20 protein-coding genes are annotated in these 17,074 nt (G+C 69.5%); 15 read left to right on the top strand and 5 right to left on the bottom strand.

Annotation, left to right across the window (positions count from 1 at the left end; translation table 11 throughout):
• Positions 1-22: 22 nt before the first annotated feature.
• Positions 23-253: a hypothetical protein gene (locus VKV26_07225; protein HLZ69689.1), complete on the bottom strand. Its 231-nt coding sequence runs from the start codon at positions 251-253 to the stop codon at positions 23-25.
• Positions 254-405: 152 nt separating this feature from the next.
• Between VKV26_07225 and VKV26_07220 the strand changes: the two genes are divergently transcribed.
• From VKV26_07220 to VKV26_07190, 7 genes are all read left to right on the top strand, one after another.
• The gene (locus VKV26_07220) at positions 406-1,176 is read left to right on the top strand and encodes an enoyl-CoA hydratase/isomerase family protein (protein HLZ69688.1); all 771 of its coding nucleotides are present in this window, start codon (positions 406-408) and stop codon (positions 1,174-1,176) included.
• A 143-nt stretch (positions 1,177-1,319) separates the two neighbouring features.
• Positions 1,320-1,571, top strand: a complete 252-nt coding sequence (locus VKV26_07215) for a hypothetical protein (protein ID HLZ69687.1) — start codon at positions 1,320-1,322, stop codon at positions 1,569-1,571.
• 24 nt (positions 1,572-1,595) lie between these two features.
• Complete coding sequence (locus tag VKV26_07210) at positions 1,596-1,835, top strand: hypothetical protein (GenBank protein HLZ69686.1); 240 nt, start codon at positions 1,596-1,598, stop codon at positions 1,833-1,835.
• A gap of 19 nt (positions 1,836-1,854) precedes the next feature.
• On the top strand, positions 1,855-2,649 hold the full coding sequence (locus VKV26_07205) for an enoyl-CoA hydratase/isomerase family protein (protein HLZ69685.1): 795 nt from the start codon (positions 1,855-1,857) through the stop codon (positions 2,647-2,649).
• Positions 2,642-3,190 (top strand): hypothetical protein, encoded by a 549-nt coding sequence (locus VKV26_07200; GenBank protein ID HLZ69684.1) that lies wholly within the window; start codon positions 2,642-2,644, stop codon positions 3,188-3,190. The genes VKV26_07205 and VKV26_07200 overlap by 8 nt, the downstream gene beginning before the upstream one ends.
• A gap of 337 nt (positions 3,191-3,527) precedes the next feature.
• Positions 3,528-5,090, top strand: coding sequence for a long-chain-fatty-acid--CoA ligase (locus VKV26_07195; GenBank protein ID HLZ69683.1), 1,563 nt, complete (start codon positions 3,528-3,530; stop codon positions 5,088-5,090).
• Between the two features lie 153 nt (positions 5,091-5,243).
• Complete coding sequence (locus tag VKV26_07190) at positions 5,244-7,493, top strand: (Fe-S)-binding protein (protein ID HLZ69682.1); 2,250 nt, start codon at positions 5,244-5,246, stop codon at positions 7,491-7,493.
• 13 nt (positions 7,494-7,506) lie between these two features.
• Here VKV26_07190 and VKV26_07185 read toward each other — a convergent pair whose 3' ends face one another.
• The 3 genes from VKV26_07185 to VKV26_07175 all read right to left on the bottom strand — a co-directional run bounded on the left by VKV26_07185 (position 7,507) and on the right by VKV26_07175 (position 8,943).
• Positions 7,507-7,923, bottom strand: coding sequence for a PIN domain-containing protein (locus VKV26_07185; GenBank protein HLZ69681.1), 417 nt, complete (start codon positions 7,921-7,923; stop codon positions 7,507-7,509).
• A gap of 285 nt (positions 7,924-8,208) precedes the next feature.
• Entirely contained in the window at positions 8,209-8,484 is a 276-nt protein-coding gene (locus tag VKV26_07180; protein ID HLZ69680.1) for a hypothetical protein, read from the bottom strand.
• A 57-nt stretch (positions 8,485-8,541) separates the two neighbouring features.
• Complete coding sequence (locus tag VKV26_07175; protein HLZ69679.1) at positions 8,542-8,943, bottom strand: cupin domain-containing protein; 402 nt, start codon at positions 8,941-8,943, stop codon at positions 8,542-8,544.
• Positions 8,944-9,145: 202 nt separating this feature from the next.
• On the opposite strand from VKV26_07175, the gene VKV26_07170 reads away from it, so the two are divergent.
• The 5 genes from VKV26_07170 (at position 9,146) to VKV26_07150 (ending at position 14,752) form a co-directional block, all read left to right on the top strand.
• Positions 9,146-9,772, top strand: a complete 627-nt coding sequence (locus VKV26_07170) for a universal stress protein (GenBank protein HLZ69678.1) — start codon at positions 9,146-9,148, stop codon at positions 9,770-9,772.
• An 86-nt stretch (positions 9,773-9,858) separates the two neighbouring features.
• The gene (locus VKV26_07165; protein ID HLZ69677.1) at positions 9,859-11,223 is read left to right on the top strand and encodes an NADH-ubiquinone oxidoreductase-F iron-sulfur binding region domain-containing protein; all 1,365 of its coding nucleotides are present in this window, start codon (positions 9,859-9,861) and stop codon (positions 11,221-11,223) included.
• Between the two features lie 153 nt (positions 11,224-11,376).
• Positions 11,377-12,171, top strand: a complete 795-nt coding sequence (locus VKV26_07160) for an electron transfer flavoprotein subunit beta/FixA family protein (GenBank protein ID HLZ69676.1) — start codon at positions 11,377-11,379, stop codon at positions 12,169-12,171.
• Positions 12,172-12,225: 54 nt separating this feature from the next.
• Positions 12,226-13,212: an electron transfer flavoprotein subunit alpha/FixB family protein gene (locus VKV26_07155; protein ID HLZ69675.1), complete on the top strand. Its 987-nt coding sequence runs from the start codon at positions 12,226-12,228 to the stop codon at positions 13,210-13,212.
• 178 nt (positions 13,213-13,390) lie between these two features.
• Positions 13,391-14,752, top strand: coding sequence for a hypothetical protein (locus tag VKV26_07150; protein ID HLZ69674.1), 1,362 nt, complete (start codon positions 13,391-13,393; stop codon positions 14,750-14,752).
• 64 nt (positions 14,753-14,816) lie between these two features.
• Here VKV26_07150 and VKV26_07145 read toward each other — a convergent pair whose 3' ends face one another.
• Positions 14,817-15,137 (bottom strand): cupin domain-containing protein, encoded by a 321-nt coding sequence (locus VKV26_07145; GenBank protein ID HLZ69673.1) that lies wholly within the window; start codon positions 15,135-15,137, stop codon positions 14,817-14,819.
• Between the two features lie 100 nt (positions 15,138-15,237).
• Here VKV26_07145 and VKV26_07140 point away from each other — a divergent pair, with 100 nt between their 5' ends.
• The 3 genes from VKV26_07140 (at position 15,238) to VKV26_07130 (ending at position 17,066) form a co-directional block, all read left to right on the top strand.
• Complete coding sequence (locus VKV26_07140; GenBank protein HLZ69672.1) at positions 15,238-15,870, top strand: acyl-CoA dehydrogenase family protein; 633 nt, start codon at positions 15,238-15,240, stop codon at positions 15,868-15,870.
• A 178-nt stretch (positions 15,871-16,048) separates the two neighbouring features.
• Complete coding sequence (locus tag VKV26_07135) at positions 16,049-16,531, top strand: VOC family protein (GenBank protein ID HLZ69671.1); 483 nt, start codon at positions 16,049-16,051, stop codon at positions 16,529-16,531.
• Between the two features lie 64 nt (positions 16,532-16,595).
• Positions 16,596-17,066: a glycine/sarcosine/betaine reductase selenoprotein B family protein gene (locus VKV26_07130; GenBank protein HLZ69670.1), complete on the top strand. Its 471-nt coding sequence runs from the start codon at positions 16,596-16,598 to the stop codon at positions 17,064-17,066.
• The last annotated feature ends 8 nt before the right edge of the window (positions 17,067-17,074 follow it).

Below are 17,074 nucleotides of genomic sequence, written 5' to 3'. Positions count from 1 at the left end.
CGCCCGTTGGCGACGGTCGCCGCTAGCCTGTTTGCTCGGCGGGTGGAGCGGCGCGGGCGCGACGCAGCCGCCAGCGGTCCACCCCAACGCCGATCAGGAAGCCGACGGCGCCCAGGATCGGCGCGACGATGCTGTTGAGCGGGTCGCCCGTCTGCTCCCAGCGGTTGAAGATAGCGAAGTAGAACAGCGTGAGCAGCGCGCCCGCCGCCGGCGGCACGATCAGGCGCGGCAGATCGTGCTTGTCGGGAACCATGCGCCACCCCGCTCGCGCGGCCATGCTGCCCGCGCGGCGGCATCGTAGCACCGGCCTGCACGCCGGACAAGCGGGACGGCGGGTGACGCGCCGGCGCGCGTGGAGTACGATCGAGCCTCTGGCCCGCGGCGACGATCTGAGGCGGCAGACGCATGACCACCCGGCTAGACCTTGAGGTAGACGGCGCGCTCGCCCGGCTCACGCTGGCCGCCGGCGACGGCGAGAACCGCATCGAGTGGCAGACCATCTCCGAGCTGCAGTCGCTCTGCACCGCGCTCGCCGAGATGCCCGAGCTGCGGGCGCTGATCGTGCAGGGCGAGGGCGGCAACTTCTGCCGCGGCTGGAGCGCGTCGTTGCTCGCGGACGCCGCCGCGCCGCCCGAGTTGCGGGCCGCGCCAGGCGATCCGTTCGGCTGCCTGGCGGAGCTGCCGCTGCCTGTGATCGCGGCGATCGAGGGCGACTGCCTGAGCGCTGGCCTGGAGCTGGCGCTGGCCTGCGATCTGCGCGTGGCCGCGGGCACGGCGCGCTTCGCTCTGCCGGAGTCGGAGTTCGGCCTGATCCCGCTCGCCGGCGGCACGCAGCGGCTGCCGCGGCTCGTCGGCCACGGGCGGGCGCTGGCGATGGTCCTGCTCGGCCAGACGATCGACGGCGTCACGGCCGAGGCCTGGGGCCTGGTCAACGCGCTGGCCGGCGAAGGCGGCGCCCTGGCGCAGGCCGAGCGGCTCGCGGCCACGATCGCGGCGCGCGGCCCGATCGCCGAGCGCTTCGCCAAGGAGGCGGTGCAGAACGGCAGCGATCTGCCGCTCACGCGGGCGCTGCGCTACGAGCTGGACCTGACCGTGCTCCTGCAAACGACGGAAGATCGCGCCGAGGGCGTACGCGCCTTCACCGAGAAGCGCCCGCCCGAATTTCATGGCCGCTGAGGGCGCTGCCCCTCGATACCGTCGCATCGCGCTACCGCGCCCGATTCGCTAGGATCGGGCCACACGGCGGGCCGCGGCCCCGCGTGACGGCCGCCGCAGACAGCGCCCTGAATCTGTTCTGTATGTTCTGTGATGGAGGGACGATGCAGGTCATCATCGATGGCGAAGAGGCCTGGTCGCTGATGACGACCATGGTCTCGCAAATGATCGACAAGGCCGGCCTCTCCGGCGACGGCAAGACCAGGCTGCGCCGCTGGCGCACCGACCGCGCCGAGGGCACGCCGGCCATGAACGAGCTGACCGTCTCGCTCAACGAGGCGCTGGGCAGCACGATGGACGAAAAGACCTACCGCCTGCTGCGCCGCAAGGGCGGCTATGTGCCCAGCCACGATTGACGAACACGCCGGAGTGGTACGCGCATGAAAGTGGAACTGGACGCCGATGAAGTCTGGGGGCTGCTCTCCGTCGTCACCAGGGCCGTGATCGACGAGACGGACCTCTCGGATGAGGACCGCGCCGCCCTGCGCCGCTGGCGCAGCAGCGAGATGCGCCAGGGCAGCGAGCCGATGAAGGCGCTGGTGGCGAAGCTGAACGGCGACCTGGAGCGGGTGCAGCGCACGCGCGAGCGCAGCCCGATCCAGAAGCACGACTGGGTGTAGCGGCAGCGCCGAGGCGGGCATGGTGATGGCGAACGGCGGCGCGGAGCGCGACGACCTGGTGCTGTTTGAAAAGGATGGCGGCATCGCCTGGCTGACGCTCAACCGGCCGGAGGCGCTGAACGCCGTCAACCTCGCCATGCGCGACCAGCTCTGGACGCTGCTGCTGGCCGTGCGCGACGACCCGGAGATCGGCTGCCTGGTCATCCGGGGCAATGGCGAGAAGGCGTTCTGCGCCGGCGCCGACGTGAAGGAGTTCGGCACCGCGCCCTCGTATCTGGCCGCGCGCGACGCGCGGCTGCAGCGCGACCTCTGGGGGCTGATGCTCTCGCTGGAGAAGCCCCTGATTGCCGCCGTGCACGGCTGGGCGCTGGGCGCGGGCTGCGAAATGAGCCTGCTCTGCGATCTGCGTCTCGCCGCGGAAGACGCGCGCTTCGGCCTGCCCGAGGTGAACCTCGGCTACATCCCGTCTGCAGGCGGCACGCAGACGTTGCCGCGCCACATGCCGCGCGGCGTGGCGCTGGGCATGATCATGACCGGCGAGCCGATCGACGCGCGGCAGGCGCTGGCGCTGGGTATGGTGCACGACGTCGTGCCGCGCCCGCGGCTGTATGACGAAGCCCGCGCCCTTGCCGAGCGGCTGCTCTCCCGGCCGGCGTTCGCGGTGCGGTTGGCGCGCGAGGCGCTGCGCGCCGCCATGGATCTGCCGCTGGCGCAGGGACTGTCCGTCTCGCACCGGCTCGGCCAGCGCACGCTGCACGCCGTCGGTCCGGACCGCGCCGCCGCGCTCGCCGGCTGGAGCCCGGCCCATGGCTGAGGATCTGCCGTCAACTTCGCCGGCCGCGCCGCCGGAGGTTGCTCCGGCGGGCTCGACCGGGCTGCTGCGGCGCTGGCTGCCGCGGCTGGGGGTGGCCGCCATCGCCCTGGCCGCTGCGGCCCTGGTCTGGTCGTGCTTCGGCCACGACGACCGCTCGGTCTATTCGGCTCCGATCGCGCGCCTCGCCTCGGCGAGCGCGGGCGTGACCTATCTGCCACGCGGCCACCTCTACATCATCGCCCAGCCGGACGGCTCGCTGCTGGCGCTGGACGAGGTGCTGCCGGCGCCGCCCGCGGGTGCGGACACGTGCGCGGTGCAGTGGCGGCCCGATCTCGCCGGCGGCGTCTTTCAGGCCCGGCCCGAGTGCGGCGCCGCGGCGTTCACCCGCGATGGCACGGCGCAGGGCGGCGGCGCGCCCTTGCTGCATCACGCGCTGCGGCTTTCAGGAAAGAACGCCATCGTGGACCTCAGGCGGTGTACACCGGCTTTGGGCGGTGCGGCGCGTTCCTGCGCCGCGTTGCGGGCGGGCGGCGGCTCATAGCCACTGTGCGGCGGCGGTCGGCCCTCATCCTCTCCTGTCTCCTGCCCCCAATTTGCAACATCGCGCGAAGCGCGATCTGGGATGAGGGAAGGAGACGATCTGGCGCCGGGCGTTCCGATCTTCAAACGGTTACCCCGGCAGCGTCCGATTCCTGCACCGCCGGATCGCCCCTACTCCCAGGATTGGGAGAAGGGGGACGGGGGGATGAGGGCCGAAACCGCTTCTCTCTGCGCGGCGTGCGCGGTATCTTCATCTGCGCGGACAGCGTGCGCATCACTACATCGCCGACATCTCGCCCAGACAGCGGCCGCCGCGTCGCCGGGGCCGGGGAGGCAGCATGAACACCGCGGAGTTCCTGCAAATCAGCTCGTTCGTCGTGCCGGACCGCGAGGCGCTGGTCTGCGGCGACACGCGCATCACCTACACGGAGATGGTGGAGCGCACCAACAAGCTCGCCAACGCCCTGGCCGCCCGCGGCCTCTCGCGCGGGGACAAGCTGGCGGTGATGGCGGTCAACTCCGCCGAGTACGTCGAGGCCTACTACGCCTGCGCCAAGCTCGGCGTCACCTTCGTGCCGCTCAACTACCGCGCCAAGGACGAGGAGCTGACCTACATGGTCAACACCTCCGAGGCGTCGGTCTTGTTCGTGGGCGAGCGCTACCTCGAGCTGCTGGGGCGTATCCGCGGCGGGCTGAGCGGCCTCAAGCACGTCTTCTGCATCGAGAAGCCGGTTGCGGGCATGCAGAGCTACGCCGAGCTGCTCGAGTCCGGCTCGCCCGACGATCTCTACACCGAGATCGACGACAACGACCCGACGATCCTGATCTTCACCAGCGGCACCACGGCGCTGCCCAAGGGCGTGGTGCTCACCTACCTCACGCTCACCGCCTACGTGACCAACACGATGGAGCCGGCGATGCCGGAGATCCACGACAAGACGATGGTTACGGTGCCACTGTTCCACATCGCCGGCGCCACGGCGATGATGTCCTCGATCTGGGGCGGGCGCACGCTGGTGATCCTGCCGCAGTTCGAGCCGGAGCTGTGGCTCCGGACCGTGCAGCAGGAGGGCGTCACGCACGCCTTCGTCGTGCCCACGATGCTGAAGCGCATCATGGAGCACCCGAAGTTCAAGGACTACGACATCAGCTCGCTCAAGCTGATCACCTACGGCGCCGCGCCGATGCCCTACGAGGTCGTGCGCCGCGCCGTCGAAACGTTCGACTGCGGCCTGATGAACGCCTACGGCCAGACGGAGAGCACCTCCTCGCTCACCTACCTGGGCCCCGATGACCACGACATCAAGGGCCTCTCGGACGCAGAGAAGGAGAAGAAGTTGCACCGCCTGCGCTCCGTGGGCCGGCCGATGGACGACATCGAGCTGGCGATCATGGACGAGCGCAACCAGATGCTGGGCATGGGCGAAGAGGGCGAGATCTGCGTCTCCGGCGCCCGTGTGATGCGCGAGTACTTCAAGCAGGAAGAGGCCACGCACTCGGCGATCATCGACAACTGGCTGCACACCGGCGATGTGGGCTACCTGGACGACGAGCGCTACCTCTTTATCACCGGCCGCAAGAAAGACCTGATCATCCGCGGTGGCGAGAACATTTCGTCGGGCGAGATCGAGGCGGTGCTGGAAGAGTACCCGGCAATCGAGGAAGCGGCCGTGATCGGCGTGCCCGACGTCGAGTGGGGCGAAGAGGTCAAGGCCGTCGTCGTGCTGAAGAACGGCCAGAGCGCCACCGGCGATGATCTGCGCGGCTACGCCCGCTCGCGGCTGGCCAGCTACAAGACGCCGCGCTACATCGCTTTCGTGAACGAGCTGCCGCGCAACGCCCTGGGCAAGGTCTTGAAGACGGAGATCCGCAAGCAGCACGGCGGCCCGGACGAACGCTAGGGTTCAGGGAACAGGGAACAGGGAATAGAAAAGTCGGCCCTCCACCCCCTCAAAGGACCCTCCGCAGCTTCCCCCTCTCCATCCGAGATCGCGCTCCGCGCGATGGAAAGCCCTGGAGAGGGGGCCAGGGGGTGAGGCCACGCGAGCGTGATCATGGCTGATGAACCGAGACAGGCAGACGAGCGTTCGCCGTCGCCGGCCACGCCGGAACGTGAGCAGCGTGGGCTGCGCCTCAACGGGCTGGCCGCGGGCGCGGTGATCGCGTTGCTGGCGGGCGGCACGGCGGTCGCCGCCGCGGTCAAGAACGACGGCGTCGCCGAGAACACGCCGCACCGCATCTTCGAATGGAACATCGTCGGCGGCTGGGTGATCTACCTCTTCCTGGCCGCGCTCGTCTCCGTGCTGCTCTACGTGCCCTACCGGCGCATCCGCCTCTACCGCATCGGCCGCAAAGACCTGCGCACCAACGCGATCGCCCGCCGGCTGAGAAACGCCTTCGCCCGCGGCGCCTCCTCGCAGCGCGTGCTGCGCGACCCCTACGCCGCCGTCTTCCACACCTGCATCTACTCCAGCATCGTCGCCCTGTTCATCGTCACCAACCTGATCCTGATCGATCACGAGATCTGGGTGCCGATCTCCGGCGAGTCGTTCCTGCGCGGGCAGTTCTACCTCGGCTACAAGCTGTTCGGCGACCTCTTCGGCCTGATCGGCCTGCTCGGCGTGGGCATGGCCTTCTGGCGGCGCTACCTCTCCAAGAAGCCGCGCCTGCAGTGGGATATGCGCCCGGAGGACCAGGCGATCCTCGGCCTGCTCGGCTTCATCCTGCTCACCGGCATCCTGCAGCAGGGCTTCCGCATCGGCGCCACGGAGCTGCGCAACGGCCATGGCGCCTGGTCGCACTGGGCGCCGGCCGGCTGGGCCGTGGGCAAGATCATGAACGGGCTCGGCGCCAGCGTCGACCTGGAGGAGAACCTGCACCGGCTCTCCTGGTGGACGCACATGCCCGCGGCCTTCTTGTGGCTGGGGCTGATCGCCTGGACCAAGCTCGGCCACATCTTCTTGGCGCCGACGAACGGCTTCTTCAAGACGCTGCAGCCGTACGGCCGGCTCAGCTACCCGGCCAACCTGCTGGACGAGAACGCTGAGCTGGCCGAGGACGCGACCTTCGGCGCGGCCAAGCTGCAAGACCTGAGCTGGAAGCAGCTCTTCGAGACGGACGTCTGCGTGCGTTGCGGGCGCTGTTCGGACAACTGTCCTTCGCATATCGCCGGGCAACCGCTCTCGCCCATGTCGATCGTGCAGAACCTGCGCAACTACATGAGCGAGTTCGGGCCGGGCATCGCCGGTGCGCTGGAGCACGGCCAGAAGCCGCCGGAACCGGCGAGGGCGCTGGTCGGCGAGACGATCGCCGAGGAGCAGCTCTGGGCCTGCCGCACCTGCGGTGCCTGCATGGAGGCCTGCCCCGTCTTCATCGAGCACGTGCCCACGATCGTCGATTTCCGCCGCCATCTCGTCATGGACCGGGGCTCGATTCCCGCCACGGCGCAGGCCGCCTTGCAGAACATCGAGCAGCGCGGCCACCCCTGGCGCGGCACGCAGCTCCAGCGCACGACCTGGATGGAGAACATGCAGGTGCCCGAGTATACGGGTGAGCAGGAGTATCTCTACTGGGTCGGCTGCACCGGCGCGCTGGTGGATCGCAACGTGCCGATCACGCAGGCGATCATCCGTCTGCTCATGGACGCGGGCGTGGACTTCGGCGTGCTCGGCGCACAGGAGACCTGCAACGGCGACCCGGCGCGGCGGCTGGGCAACGAGTTCTTGTTCCAGATGCAGGTGCAGGCCAACGGCGAGCTGTTCAAGGCGCTGAACGTCAAGAAAGTGATCACGCACTGTCCGCACTGCTTCAACACGTTCAGGAACGAGTACCCGGACTACGGCGTGCAGCTCGAGGTCACACACCACTCGCAGTTCCTGCAAGAGCTGATCGCGCAGGGCAAGCTGAAGCCGAAGAACGCCTTCGGCCAGCGCGTCACCTTCCACGATTCCTGCTATCTCGGCCGCCACAACGGCGTTTACGAGGCGCCGCGTCAGGTCCTCGAAGCGATTCCGGAGCTGGAGCTGGTGGAGATGCCGCGCAACCGGCAGCAGGGCTACTGCTGCGGCGCGGGCGGCGGCATGATCTGGCTTGAAGAACACAAGGGCCGGCGCGTCAACCAGGTGCGGGCGGAAGAGGCGATCGCCACCGGCGCCGACGTGGTGGCCGTGGCCTGCCCCTTCTGCATCCAGATGTTCGAGGACGCGATCCCCGCCGTGCAGCCGGAAGAGAGCGGCCGCCTCAAGGCGATGGAGATCTCGGAGCTGCTCGAGGTCGCGGTCAAAGAGCCGGCGGCGGGCGACTGAGGGCCGGCGCCCTTCAGCGCAGCAAATCGAACGCGAGCGCCGTGAAGCCGAACGCGGCGAAGTCGCTGTCGAAGGAAAACGCGTAGGTCAACCCCGGCCGCTCCATGACGGCGAAGTTGATCGCGTCGGTCAGGGTGAAGAGGTGATCGTCGTATCGTTCGATGATCACCCGAGCCCGCGCCTCGTCACTGTCGGTGACAGGAACGATGGTGGTGTTGGCACTCGCCTCGATGCGGCGGAGCAGATCGGCGCCGCCACGAGTATTGCGGAGGCGATTGATGACCAACGCATGGGCCTCGGCGAGAATATAGCGCGTGGTAAACATGGTGGCGTTGCGGCGAACGAGCGATGTGAGCATCGCCTGGGCGGTGCGGTGGTTCGCGTCGCGTTCCGCTGATACGGCATAGTAGGCTGAGCTATCGACGAACACCCGCCGTGGATGTGGCTCTCCACGTGGGTTCATGTGGTTTTCGGCATGTAGGCCTCGGCCAGGTACTTGTGCTTGTTAGCCGAAACGTCAGTTGGCCCTTCAGGATCCTTGAACATTCCGATGATCGACAGGATGGCGTCTTGTGAGGCGTGCTCATCATCGCGTTTGCGCCGCCGGCCACGCCCGCGCGCTGGCGTGGGCTTCGGCGCCGGCGAGAGCACGGCGAGTGCGACGCCGTTTTCGGTCAGAAGGCAGCGCTCGCCGCTTCGCAGGCTGCCATCCGTTTCAGCGACGGCGCCCGGTGCGATGACGGTTGCGGTGCAGATCGAGGTCGGTCACGTTGCGCTCGCGGCCGGTGCCCGGCACGCCGGCATCGCCGAAGGGCGTGCGCAACGGTTCGTGGTGCCGGCCGGGCATCACGCCCGGCTGGTGCGTCGGGCCGTCCGGCAGTTCGTAGCCGGGCTCGTCGAACAGGCGGTACGGCCCGGCGCCGCGTCCGCCCGCGACGCTGGGCCGCATGGTCGTGACCGCGGGCGTCGGTGAAGCTGCACGGGGCGTCATCGCACCTTCCTCGTACATGCCGCACGATCGTGCACGCACCCGGCGGGACCGGTCCGGTCAGGCGGGCGTCGTGCTCTCAGCGGCCCGCGAGACGAGCAGCAGCACAGCGCAATCCGTGAGCGCCTCGTGGCGGTGCGGCAACTTCCCGTCGAGCACGACCATCTCGCCCGACAGGAGGTCGATCGGGTGGCCCGCGGTGTGCAGCCGCATCCGTCCCTCCAGGCACTGCAGCGTCACCGGTCCTTCGGCGTGGTGCTCCTGCACGATCGCGCCCGCCTTCATCAGCGACAGAACGACCGAGAGGCCGCCTTCTTTGGCCAGTGTCCGGGCCAGGCGGTTGCTCTTTTGCCAGCCGGGCTCCTTCCGCAGCCGGGCGATCTCGTTGCCGAAACGCAGCACACGCACCGGCAGCTCAAGCGGCCCGTGCTCGCGTACGTAGGCCGGCACACGCTCTGACATGGCAACACACTCCTCGATCGGTGACCCAATCCGCCGATATCCAATCGCGACATGATATGCCGATGGGCCCTCCGTCTGTCTGTCGGGCAGATCCAGACAGCGCAGTCCGCCTTAGCCCGCTTGCCGGGGCTGGCCGTCCGGCGCACTGTATATCTCGCGACGATACCAATGCCTCGCTCGCGCATAGCCCTGAGGTCATGCGATGCCTGATCAACCAGACGCCCCACGCTCACCCCGATCGGACGACGTGCGTACCAATCTGGAACGCCAGCGGCGCGCCTCGGAGGCGAGGCGGCGCCGCGCGAGGCCGGTCGGCTCCGGCGAGCTGAACCCCGGCGGCGGCGAGTATCTGGTGGAGCTTCCGCGCGGTCCGGGCGGCACCGGCAGCGCGATCGGCGACGGCAAGGATGACAGCATGACCACGATCATGGTTCCCGTTGACGGATCTGAGACGGCGGCCGCCGCGGTGCCCGTGGCGCGCTGGCTGGCGAGCGGGCTGCACGCCGAAGTTGTGCTGCTCTGTGTTGGCCCCGACCCCGAGACCAGGGGACAGGCCCGCGACGAAGATCAGGCGCTCGAGCGCGTCCTGGCCGCTGCGAGCGCGAAGCTGACCGGGATCTTGGTGCGCCGCCGCATCCAGCTCGCCAACGATCCCGCGGCCGGCATCCTCGAAGCCGCGCGCGCAGAGCACCCCGACCTGATCGTGATGTCGACCCACGGCCGCACCGGCTGGGCCGGCTTCACGCGGCGCAGCGTGGCGGCCGAGGTCGTGCGGGCCGGCATCGCGCCGGTGACGCTCATTCTGCCGGCGGCGCGCGCCTCCACCTGAGGATGAGCCGGCTTTCCATCCGCCGGCCATATCCTGAACTGCGCGACCGTTCCGCAGTGCCGGCTGAAGTGTGAGGACGTTTCGCCATGGCCGTTCAACCCCTGACCCGCATCCTGCTGCCGGACAGCACGCCCGTCGAGTCGCTCGATGCCTACCTTGCCCGCGGCGGCGGCGCGGCCTTCGCACGGGCGCAGCAGCTCGGCCCCGACGCCGTGATCGCGGAGCTGCGGCGAGCCGGCCTGCGCGGCCGCGGCGGCGCCGGCTTCCCGACGGCGACGAAGTGGGCGGGCGTGCACAACGATCCGGCGACGACGCGCTACGTCTGTGCCAACGGCGCCGAGGGCGAGCCGGGCACGTTCAAGGACCGCTACCTGCTGCGCATGAATCCGTACCAGGTGATCGAAGGGCTGGCGATCGCGCGCTTCGCACTGAGCGCGCGCACGGCCTACCTCTGCACCAAGCGGCAGTTCGAGCCGGAAGTGGCGGCGCTGGAGCGGGCGCTTGCCGAGCTGCGCGAGCGCACGACGCTGGTCGGAGCGATCGAGCTGGTGCTCGGCCCGGATGAATACCTCTTCGGTGAGGAGAAGGCGCTGCTGGAGGTGATCGAGGGCGGGTTGCCGTTACCGCGGGTCTTCCCGCCGCGCCTGCACGGCCTGTTCAGCGGCGCGTACGGCGGCCCGAGCGACACGCTCGCCCACCCGACGGTGGTGAACAACGTGGAGACGCTGGCGCACGTGACGCAGATCCTGCGCAACGGCGCGGACTGGTTCCGCGGCATCGGCAGCGCCGACACGCCGGGCACGATGATCTTCACGATCTCGGGCGACGTGCAGCGCCCGCAGATCGTCGAGCTGCCGCTGGGGCAGACGCTGGGCTACCTGCTGTTCGAGCTGGCCGGCGGGCCAGCGCCCGGCCGCCGGCTCAAGGCGGTGCTGCCCGGCGCCGGCGCGGTGCTGACGCCGCCACAGTGGGATACGCCGCTCTCGTTCGACAGCATGCGCGCCGCGGGCTCGGGCCTCGGCTCGGGCGGCTTCGTGGCCTACGACGACAGCGCCTGCATGGTGCAGGTGCTCTACGCCTTCTCGCGCTTCCTCTACGTCGAGTCGTGCAACCAGTGCCCGCCGTGCAAGACCGGCTCGCGCTGGATCACCGAGCGGCTGGAGCGGCTGCTGGCCGGCGAGGCCGAGGCGCACGATCTCGACGAGATCCACGCGGCCTCGACCTGGGTGACGAACGCCGCCCGCTGCTTCCTCGCCTCGGAGGAGGCGATCGTCACGGCCGCGATGCTGGCGGCCTTTCCCGAAGAGTTCCAGGCGCACCTGGAGCGCCGCTGCGCCCTGCGCCACGAGATCGCGATCCCCAAGATGACCGCCTATCTGCCGGAAGGCGGCTTCCGCTTCGACGAGAACTACGTGCACAAGCAGCCGGACTGGTCGTACGGCGCCAGGTAGCGTGCAGCGGCCGCGGATGGCGTCTAAGCGGGCGGCGGGCGATGATTATGGAAGTAATCCGCTTCCATCGCCTGCCGCCGTTTGCGCGCCGGGCCGCCGCGGCATGGGCGACGGTCTCCACACTGCGAGGAAGCACTCAGGAGGACCTGACTCGTGAACATCATCGTATGCGTCAAGCAGGTACCCGACCCCGAGACACCGGCCGCGGCGTTCAAGGTGGACGCCGCGACCAACAAGGTCGTGCCCGCGCAGGGCGTGGCGCCGGTGATCAGCCCCTTCGACGCGCAGGCGGTGGAGGCGGCGCTGCGCATCAAGGACGTGCAGGGCGAAGGCAAGATCACCGTGCTTTCGATGGGCCAGGCCAGCGCCCGCGACGCGATCAAGCACGGCCTGGCGATGGGCGCCGATGAGGGCGTGCTCGTCTCCGACCCCGCGCTCGAGGACGCCGACGCGTTCGTCACCGCGAAGGTGCTGGCCGCGGCGATCCAGAAGATCGGCGACTATCAGCTGATCATCACCGGCCGCCAGGCGGCGGACTGGGACCAGGGCGTCGTGCCCTCCGGCATCGCCGAGATCCTCGGCCTGCCCGCGCTCACCGTGACCAAGAGCGTGACGGCGACGAACGGCGGCGTCAAGGTCGAGCGGGTATTGCAGGACGGCTTTGAGACGGTGGAAAGCTCGCTGCCGGCGGTGGTCACGGTCAGCAACGAGCTGGGCGACCCGCGCTACCCGCAGCTGCGCCAGATCATGATGGCCGCCCGCAAACAGGTCACGACCTACACGCCGGCGGACCTGGGCCTCGGCGCCGCCGATCTGCAGCCGCGCCTGAAGCTGGAGAAGCTATTCGTGCCCGTGAACGACTCGAAGGTCGAGATCATCGAGGGCGACACGCCGGCCGAGCAGGCCGTGAACCTGGCGCGCAAGCTGCGCGAGGCGAAGCTGATCTAGCGCCGCGGCCAACGGGCCATGCGCAACGCAGAATTCGACGAGGAACAACGACAGATGGCGAACGAAAACGGGGTGCTGGTCGTCGGGGAGATTCATGAGGGCGCCGTCTCCGGCACGACGGCCGAGATGCTCGGCCTGGCGCACCGGCTGGTCGAGGGCGGCCTGGGCGGCAAGGTCGCGGTGGCGCTGCTGGGCAGCGGCGTCTCCGGCCATGCCGGCGAAACCGGCCCGCTCGGCGCGGACACGGTCTACGTGGCCGACGACGCGGGCCTGGCGCCCTATCAGAACGACGCCTGGCTGCCGGTGGTCGAGGGCATCGTCAGGCAGGCGAACCCGGCGCTGGTGCTGCTGGCGCAGTCGAGCATCGGCCGCGACCTGGCGCCGCGCCTGGCCTTCCGCCTCGATACCGGCGTCTCGATGGACACGGTCGAGGTCAGCGTGGAGGGCGGCGTGCCGCACCTGACCCGCGCCGCCTACGGCGGCAACGCGCGCGCCGTGCTCTCGCCCGTGAAGCTGCCGGTGGTCGCCACGATCAAGGCGAAGTCGCAGGAGCCGCTGGAGCCGGCGGCCGGCCGCGCGGCCGAGGTCGTGAACGTGGCTGTTTCCGGCCAGAACGTGCGCACGAAGGTGCTGGGCCAGGAGAAGGCGAAGGCCGAGGGCGTGCGGCTGGAGGACGCCGATGTCGTCGTCAGCGGCGGGCGCGGCCTGGGCTCGCCGGACGGCTTCCAGGTGATCGAGCAGCTTGCGGCCGTGCTGGGCGGCGCCGCGGGCGCCAGCCGCGCCGCCTGCGACCTGGGCTGGTATCCGCCCTCGAAGCAGGTTGGCCTCACGGGCACGACGGTGAGCCCGGACCTCTACATCGCCGTGGCGATCTCCGGCGCCAGCCAGCACATGGCGGGTATGTCCGGCTCGAAGAACATCGTGGCGATCAACAAGGACCCGGACGCCAATATGGTCAAGGTGGCGCGCTTCGCCGTGGTCGCCGACTACAAGCAGGTGATGCCGCCGCTGATCGAAGAGGTGAAGAAGCTGAAGAGCTGAGGCGCGGCGTGGGCCTGCACTCCCCCGCCCCTTTCTCCCACACGCTTGTCGCCACTGGTGGATCTCCAGGCATCTATGTATGGGCGAGCGGGGCGATCCTCGGCTCTGGCCCGGTTGACAGATGCCGCGCCGCGGGGGAACAATCGCGCAACCTTCACCCGCCGGAAGGAGCGCGGTCATGCAGGTAAGCGGCCAGCGAGCGGCCGGCGCCCCCCCTCTCGTCCGGTTTTGGCGCTCGCGCCGCGCGGGCAGGCGCGCCGCTCTGCTGCTGGCAATGCTGCTCGCCACGCTGCCGTTTGCCGGCCGCCCAGACAGGCTCTCGGCGCAGGGCGGGGCCGTCGCGCTCTCGCCGGAGGAGGCGGTCACCCGCCTGGCGCCGTACCTGCTCACCCGCGTCGATCTCGCCGCCGACTACACGCCGGGGAGCGTCTCGGCGGCCACGGCGGTGACCTTCGGCTTCGATCGCGCCGATCCCCTCTCCGCCTTCCAACAGAACACGAGCGCCGGCCTGATCGTCTTGCTTCAGCAGCCGCTCTCCGCTGCCGATCTGCTGGCGCCGCTCTCGCCGGACGCGCTGCTGCTGTATCTGATGCGTGACGCCGATGCCGCGCGCGAGTTCGTCCGCGGCGCCGCCTATTCGCCGAACTCGGGCGGCGCCGGCGTCGACGCCGTCGACCTGGGGCTGAAGCTGGGCGATGCGACGATGACCTGGCGCGGCAAGATGGCTCTCGGCCTGTTCGGCAGGTCGGCGTACTACCTGGTGCGCTGGCAGCAGGGCCGGATCGGCTTTGAATTCGACGTCAGCCTCGATCCCACGAAGATCACGCCGGAGCAGGTTGCCGCGCTGGCGCTGCAGATCGGGCGCCGGGAAACCGCAGTGCCGCCGCCGGACTTCGCTTCGCCCACCGTGCCGCCGCCCGCGAGCGAAGCGGAGCGTGCCGCCGCGCTCCAGCAGCTCGTGGCGCTCGATCTTCCCGCAGGGCAAGCGCCCGCGGGCTACGAGCCTCCCGACCGCGGTGTTACCTCGGTTGCGAACCTCGTAGCGCGCAACCTGGATACGCCGGATATCCTCCAGCGTGTCGACGGGCAGTGGAAGCGGCTGATCGAGACGAACCAATCGTTTGACGCCGCCACGTCGCCGGCGCAAATCACGATCGACACCGCGTACGATGCCGATCCGGCGAGCGCCATCGTGGACGGGCAGGACATTATCCTGGCGAAAGGCGAGGCGATTACCTACCTCGATTCGCCGCTCATGCTGGGCGACTTCACGCTCGCCTTCCGCACCGGCTACGACAGCCCCTCCGGCCGCGTGACCGAAAACCTGTCGCTCGAGTGGACGCACGGGCCGCTGCTGTTCGGGGTAAACATGTCCGGCCCGCCCGGTTCGACGAAACTGGACGACGTGCTCGCCTTCGCGCGGGCAGAGGAGGCGCAGTACCAGGCGAGCCCCCTGGCCGCGCAGCCGCCCGCGTCCGCTCACGCGGCTCGGCCGCTTGCCTTCGCTGCCGGCGCAGGACGTTCCCCGGCCTTCCCGTAGCCGTTAGCCTGCGTCTCTGAGCGCCGGCGCGAGCCCGCTACCGTCTCTGCCGACGCGCACCCCTTTAATCGCCGGTGTTCACCGTGCCGCGCGGCTCCAATAGCAAGACCTGCGCTTCCGCCGCCGCGAACGGCTGATGCTCCACGCCGCGCGGCACCACAAACAGCTCACCGGCGCTGAGCGCGATCTCGTGATCGCGCAGGCGAATGGTTAGCGCACCGCCCAAGACCAGGAACAGCTCATCGGTCTGCGTGTGTGTATGCCAGAGGAACTCCCCGCGGACTTTTGCCAGCTTGACCTCGCAGTCGTTCAACGTGGCCACGGTATGCGGCGACCAGAGCTGTTCGATGGTTGCCAGCTGGGCCGCAAGGCTGATCTTCGCCATGACCGCCTTCCCCTCCGCTTGAACACAACAAAATGACCTCTCCCAGCGGGGAGAGGTCATTGCGCCCGGCTCTGCTCAGCGAGTATAGCACGGGCCGGCACTGCGGCCGTGTCGATGCCGCCGCGGATCCGAGCGTCGCGCAAGCGGCGCCGGAATGGCCGATCGTTGCGCGCGGCGTCGCCGGAATTTGAGCGGCAGTGTGGCGCAGTTCACACGGCCCGCGTCGGCGCGCTCATGCCGGCGTGAATCCACCCGCGGCTACGCTGAGGTCACCGCCGCGACAGCGCAGCGGCAACGACGAACACAACGGCCCGTACCCGGCCGTGAACACAGGGAGGATCCACCTATGCGCAAACTGTTCGCAGTCGCATTCCTCGCAGCGGTCTGCAGCCTGGCGATCGGCATGCTAGGCCAGCGCGGCGCCAGCGCCCGCGGCTTCATCGACATCGATACCACTGCCGGCACGCCCTACCACCACTTCGTGATCTCCGGCGCCGGCTGGATGCCCAACTCGGCACTGTACGTGCACTTCGAGGCGCCGGACGGCAGCAGCTACGACTGGATCTCCAGCTACGACGGCAGCAACCGCGTCTTCGTCAACAGTTATGGCGAGTTCCAGGCCGGCTTCACGCCGATCGATGCCTTCCCCGACGGCACCTACGGCGCCTGGACGGCGGTGTTCGAGACCGACTACGGCACCCAGGCCTCGGTGGACTTCGACATCGTGCGCTAACCTGCCCGCCGCACTCCCGCCGCAGAGCCGCCCCGGCCCAGGCTGGCCGGGGCGGTTCTGCGTGGGCGGCCGTCGCGTGTCGGGCTGCTCACGGCCGGCGCTTGCGAACACCTCGCGGCGTGGTAGGCTCGAAACGGCCCGCGCCACGTGCCGCGGGCGGTCAGCAGGAGGCAGACAGATGCCGAACGTCACCGGTCTGGGGCACGTGGGGCTGTTCGTGCAGGACCCCGCCGTGATGATCGACTTCTACCACAACTTCCTCGGTATGCAGGTGACCGACCGCGGCGACGGCGACTGGATCGTCTTCCTCAGCGCCCGGCCGCACGAAGAGCACCACGAGCTGGCGCTGATGAGGGCGCCGGAGCGCAAGAGCGAGGTGCAGCAGATCTCGTTCACCGTCGGCTCGCTTGCCGAGCTGCGCCAGTTCTGGCAGCAGATCAAGGCGCGCGGCTATCCCGTGGACCGCGTCGTGAACCACGGCATCGCCTTCGGCTGCTACTTCCGCGACCCGGAAGGCAACCGCGTCGAGATCTACTGGCCCACCGGCAAGGACTACCCGCAGCCGCACGGCGACCCGATCGACCTCGACCAGAGCGAGGCCGAGCTGCTGAGCCGGCTAGCCGCCATGCCGCCGAAATCGCGGGCCGCAAGCCCGGCGTAGCCGCGCCCGACGCCGGCGGCTACGGCAAGCCCGCCGCTCCGCGCGCTGCCACAAGGACGCGCCCATGCCACGCCTCGACTGCCTCTCGCAGATCGCCCGCAACACGATCCTGGCGCTGCCCGTGCAGGTCAACGAGACCTCGCCCTGTACGCCGCCGGCCAAGCCACTGGCGCAGAGCCGGATCGCGATCGTCACCACGATCGGCATCCACCTGCGCGACGCCCGGCCCTTCGGTCCGGGCGATCCCTCGTTCCGCGTCATCCCCTCGACGGCGACGCAGGCGGACGTACTGCAAAGCCACCAGAGCATCGGCTTCGACCGCACCGCCACGCAGCAGGACTGGAACGTCGTCTTCCCGATCGACCGGCTGCGCGAGTTGGTGCAGCGCGGCGAGCTGGGCGGCCTCGCGCCTAACTGCTACTCGTTCATGGGCGCCCAGCGCGACGTGAGCCGCATCGTCTCCGAGACGGCGCCGGAAGTGGCGCGGCGGCTGCGCGAGGACGGCGCCGACGCCGTGCTGCTTACCCCCACCTGACCGTTCTG

It is taken from the genome of Dehalococcoidia bacterium (assembly GCA_035310145.1).
In the GTDB taxonomy this organism is placed as follows: domain Bacteria; phylum Chloroflexota; class Dehalococcoidia; order CAUJGQ01; family CAUJGQ01; genus CALFMN01.
This window is presented reverse-complemented; position numbering and strand designations above follow the sequence as displayed.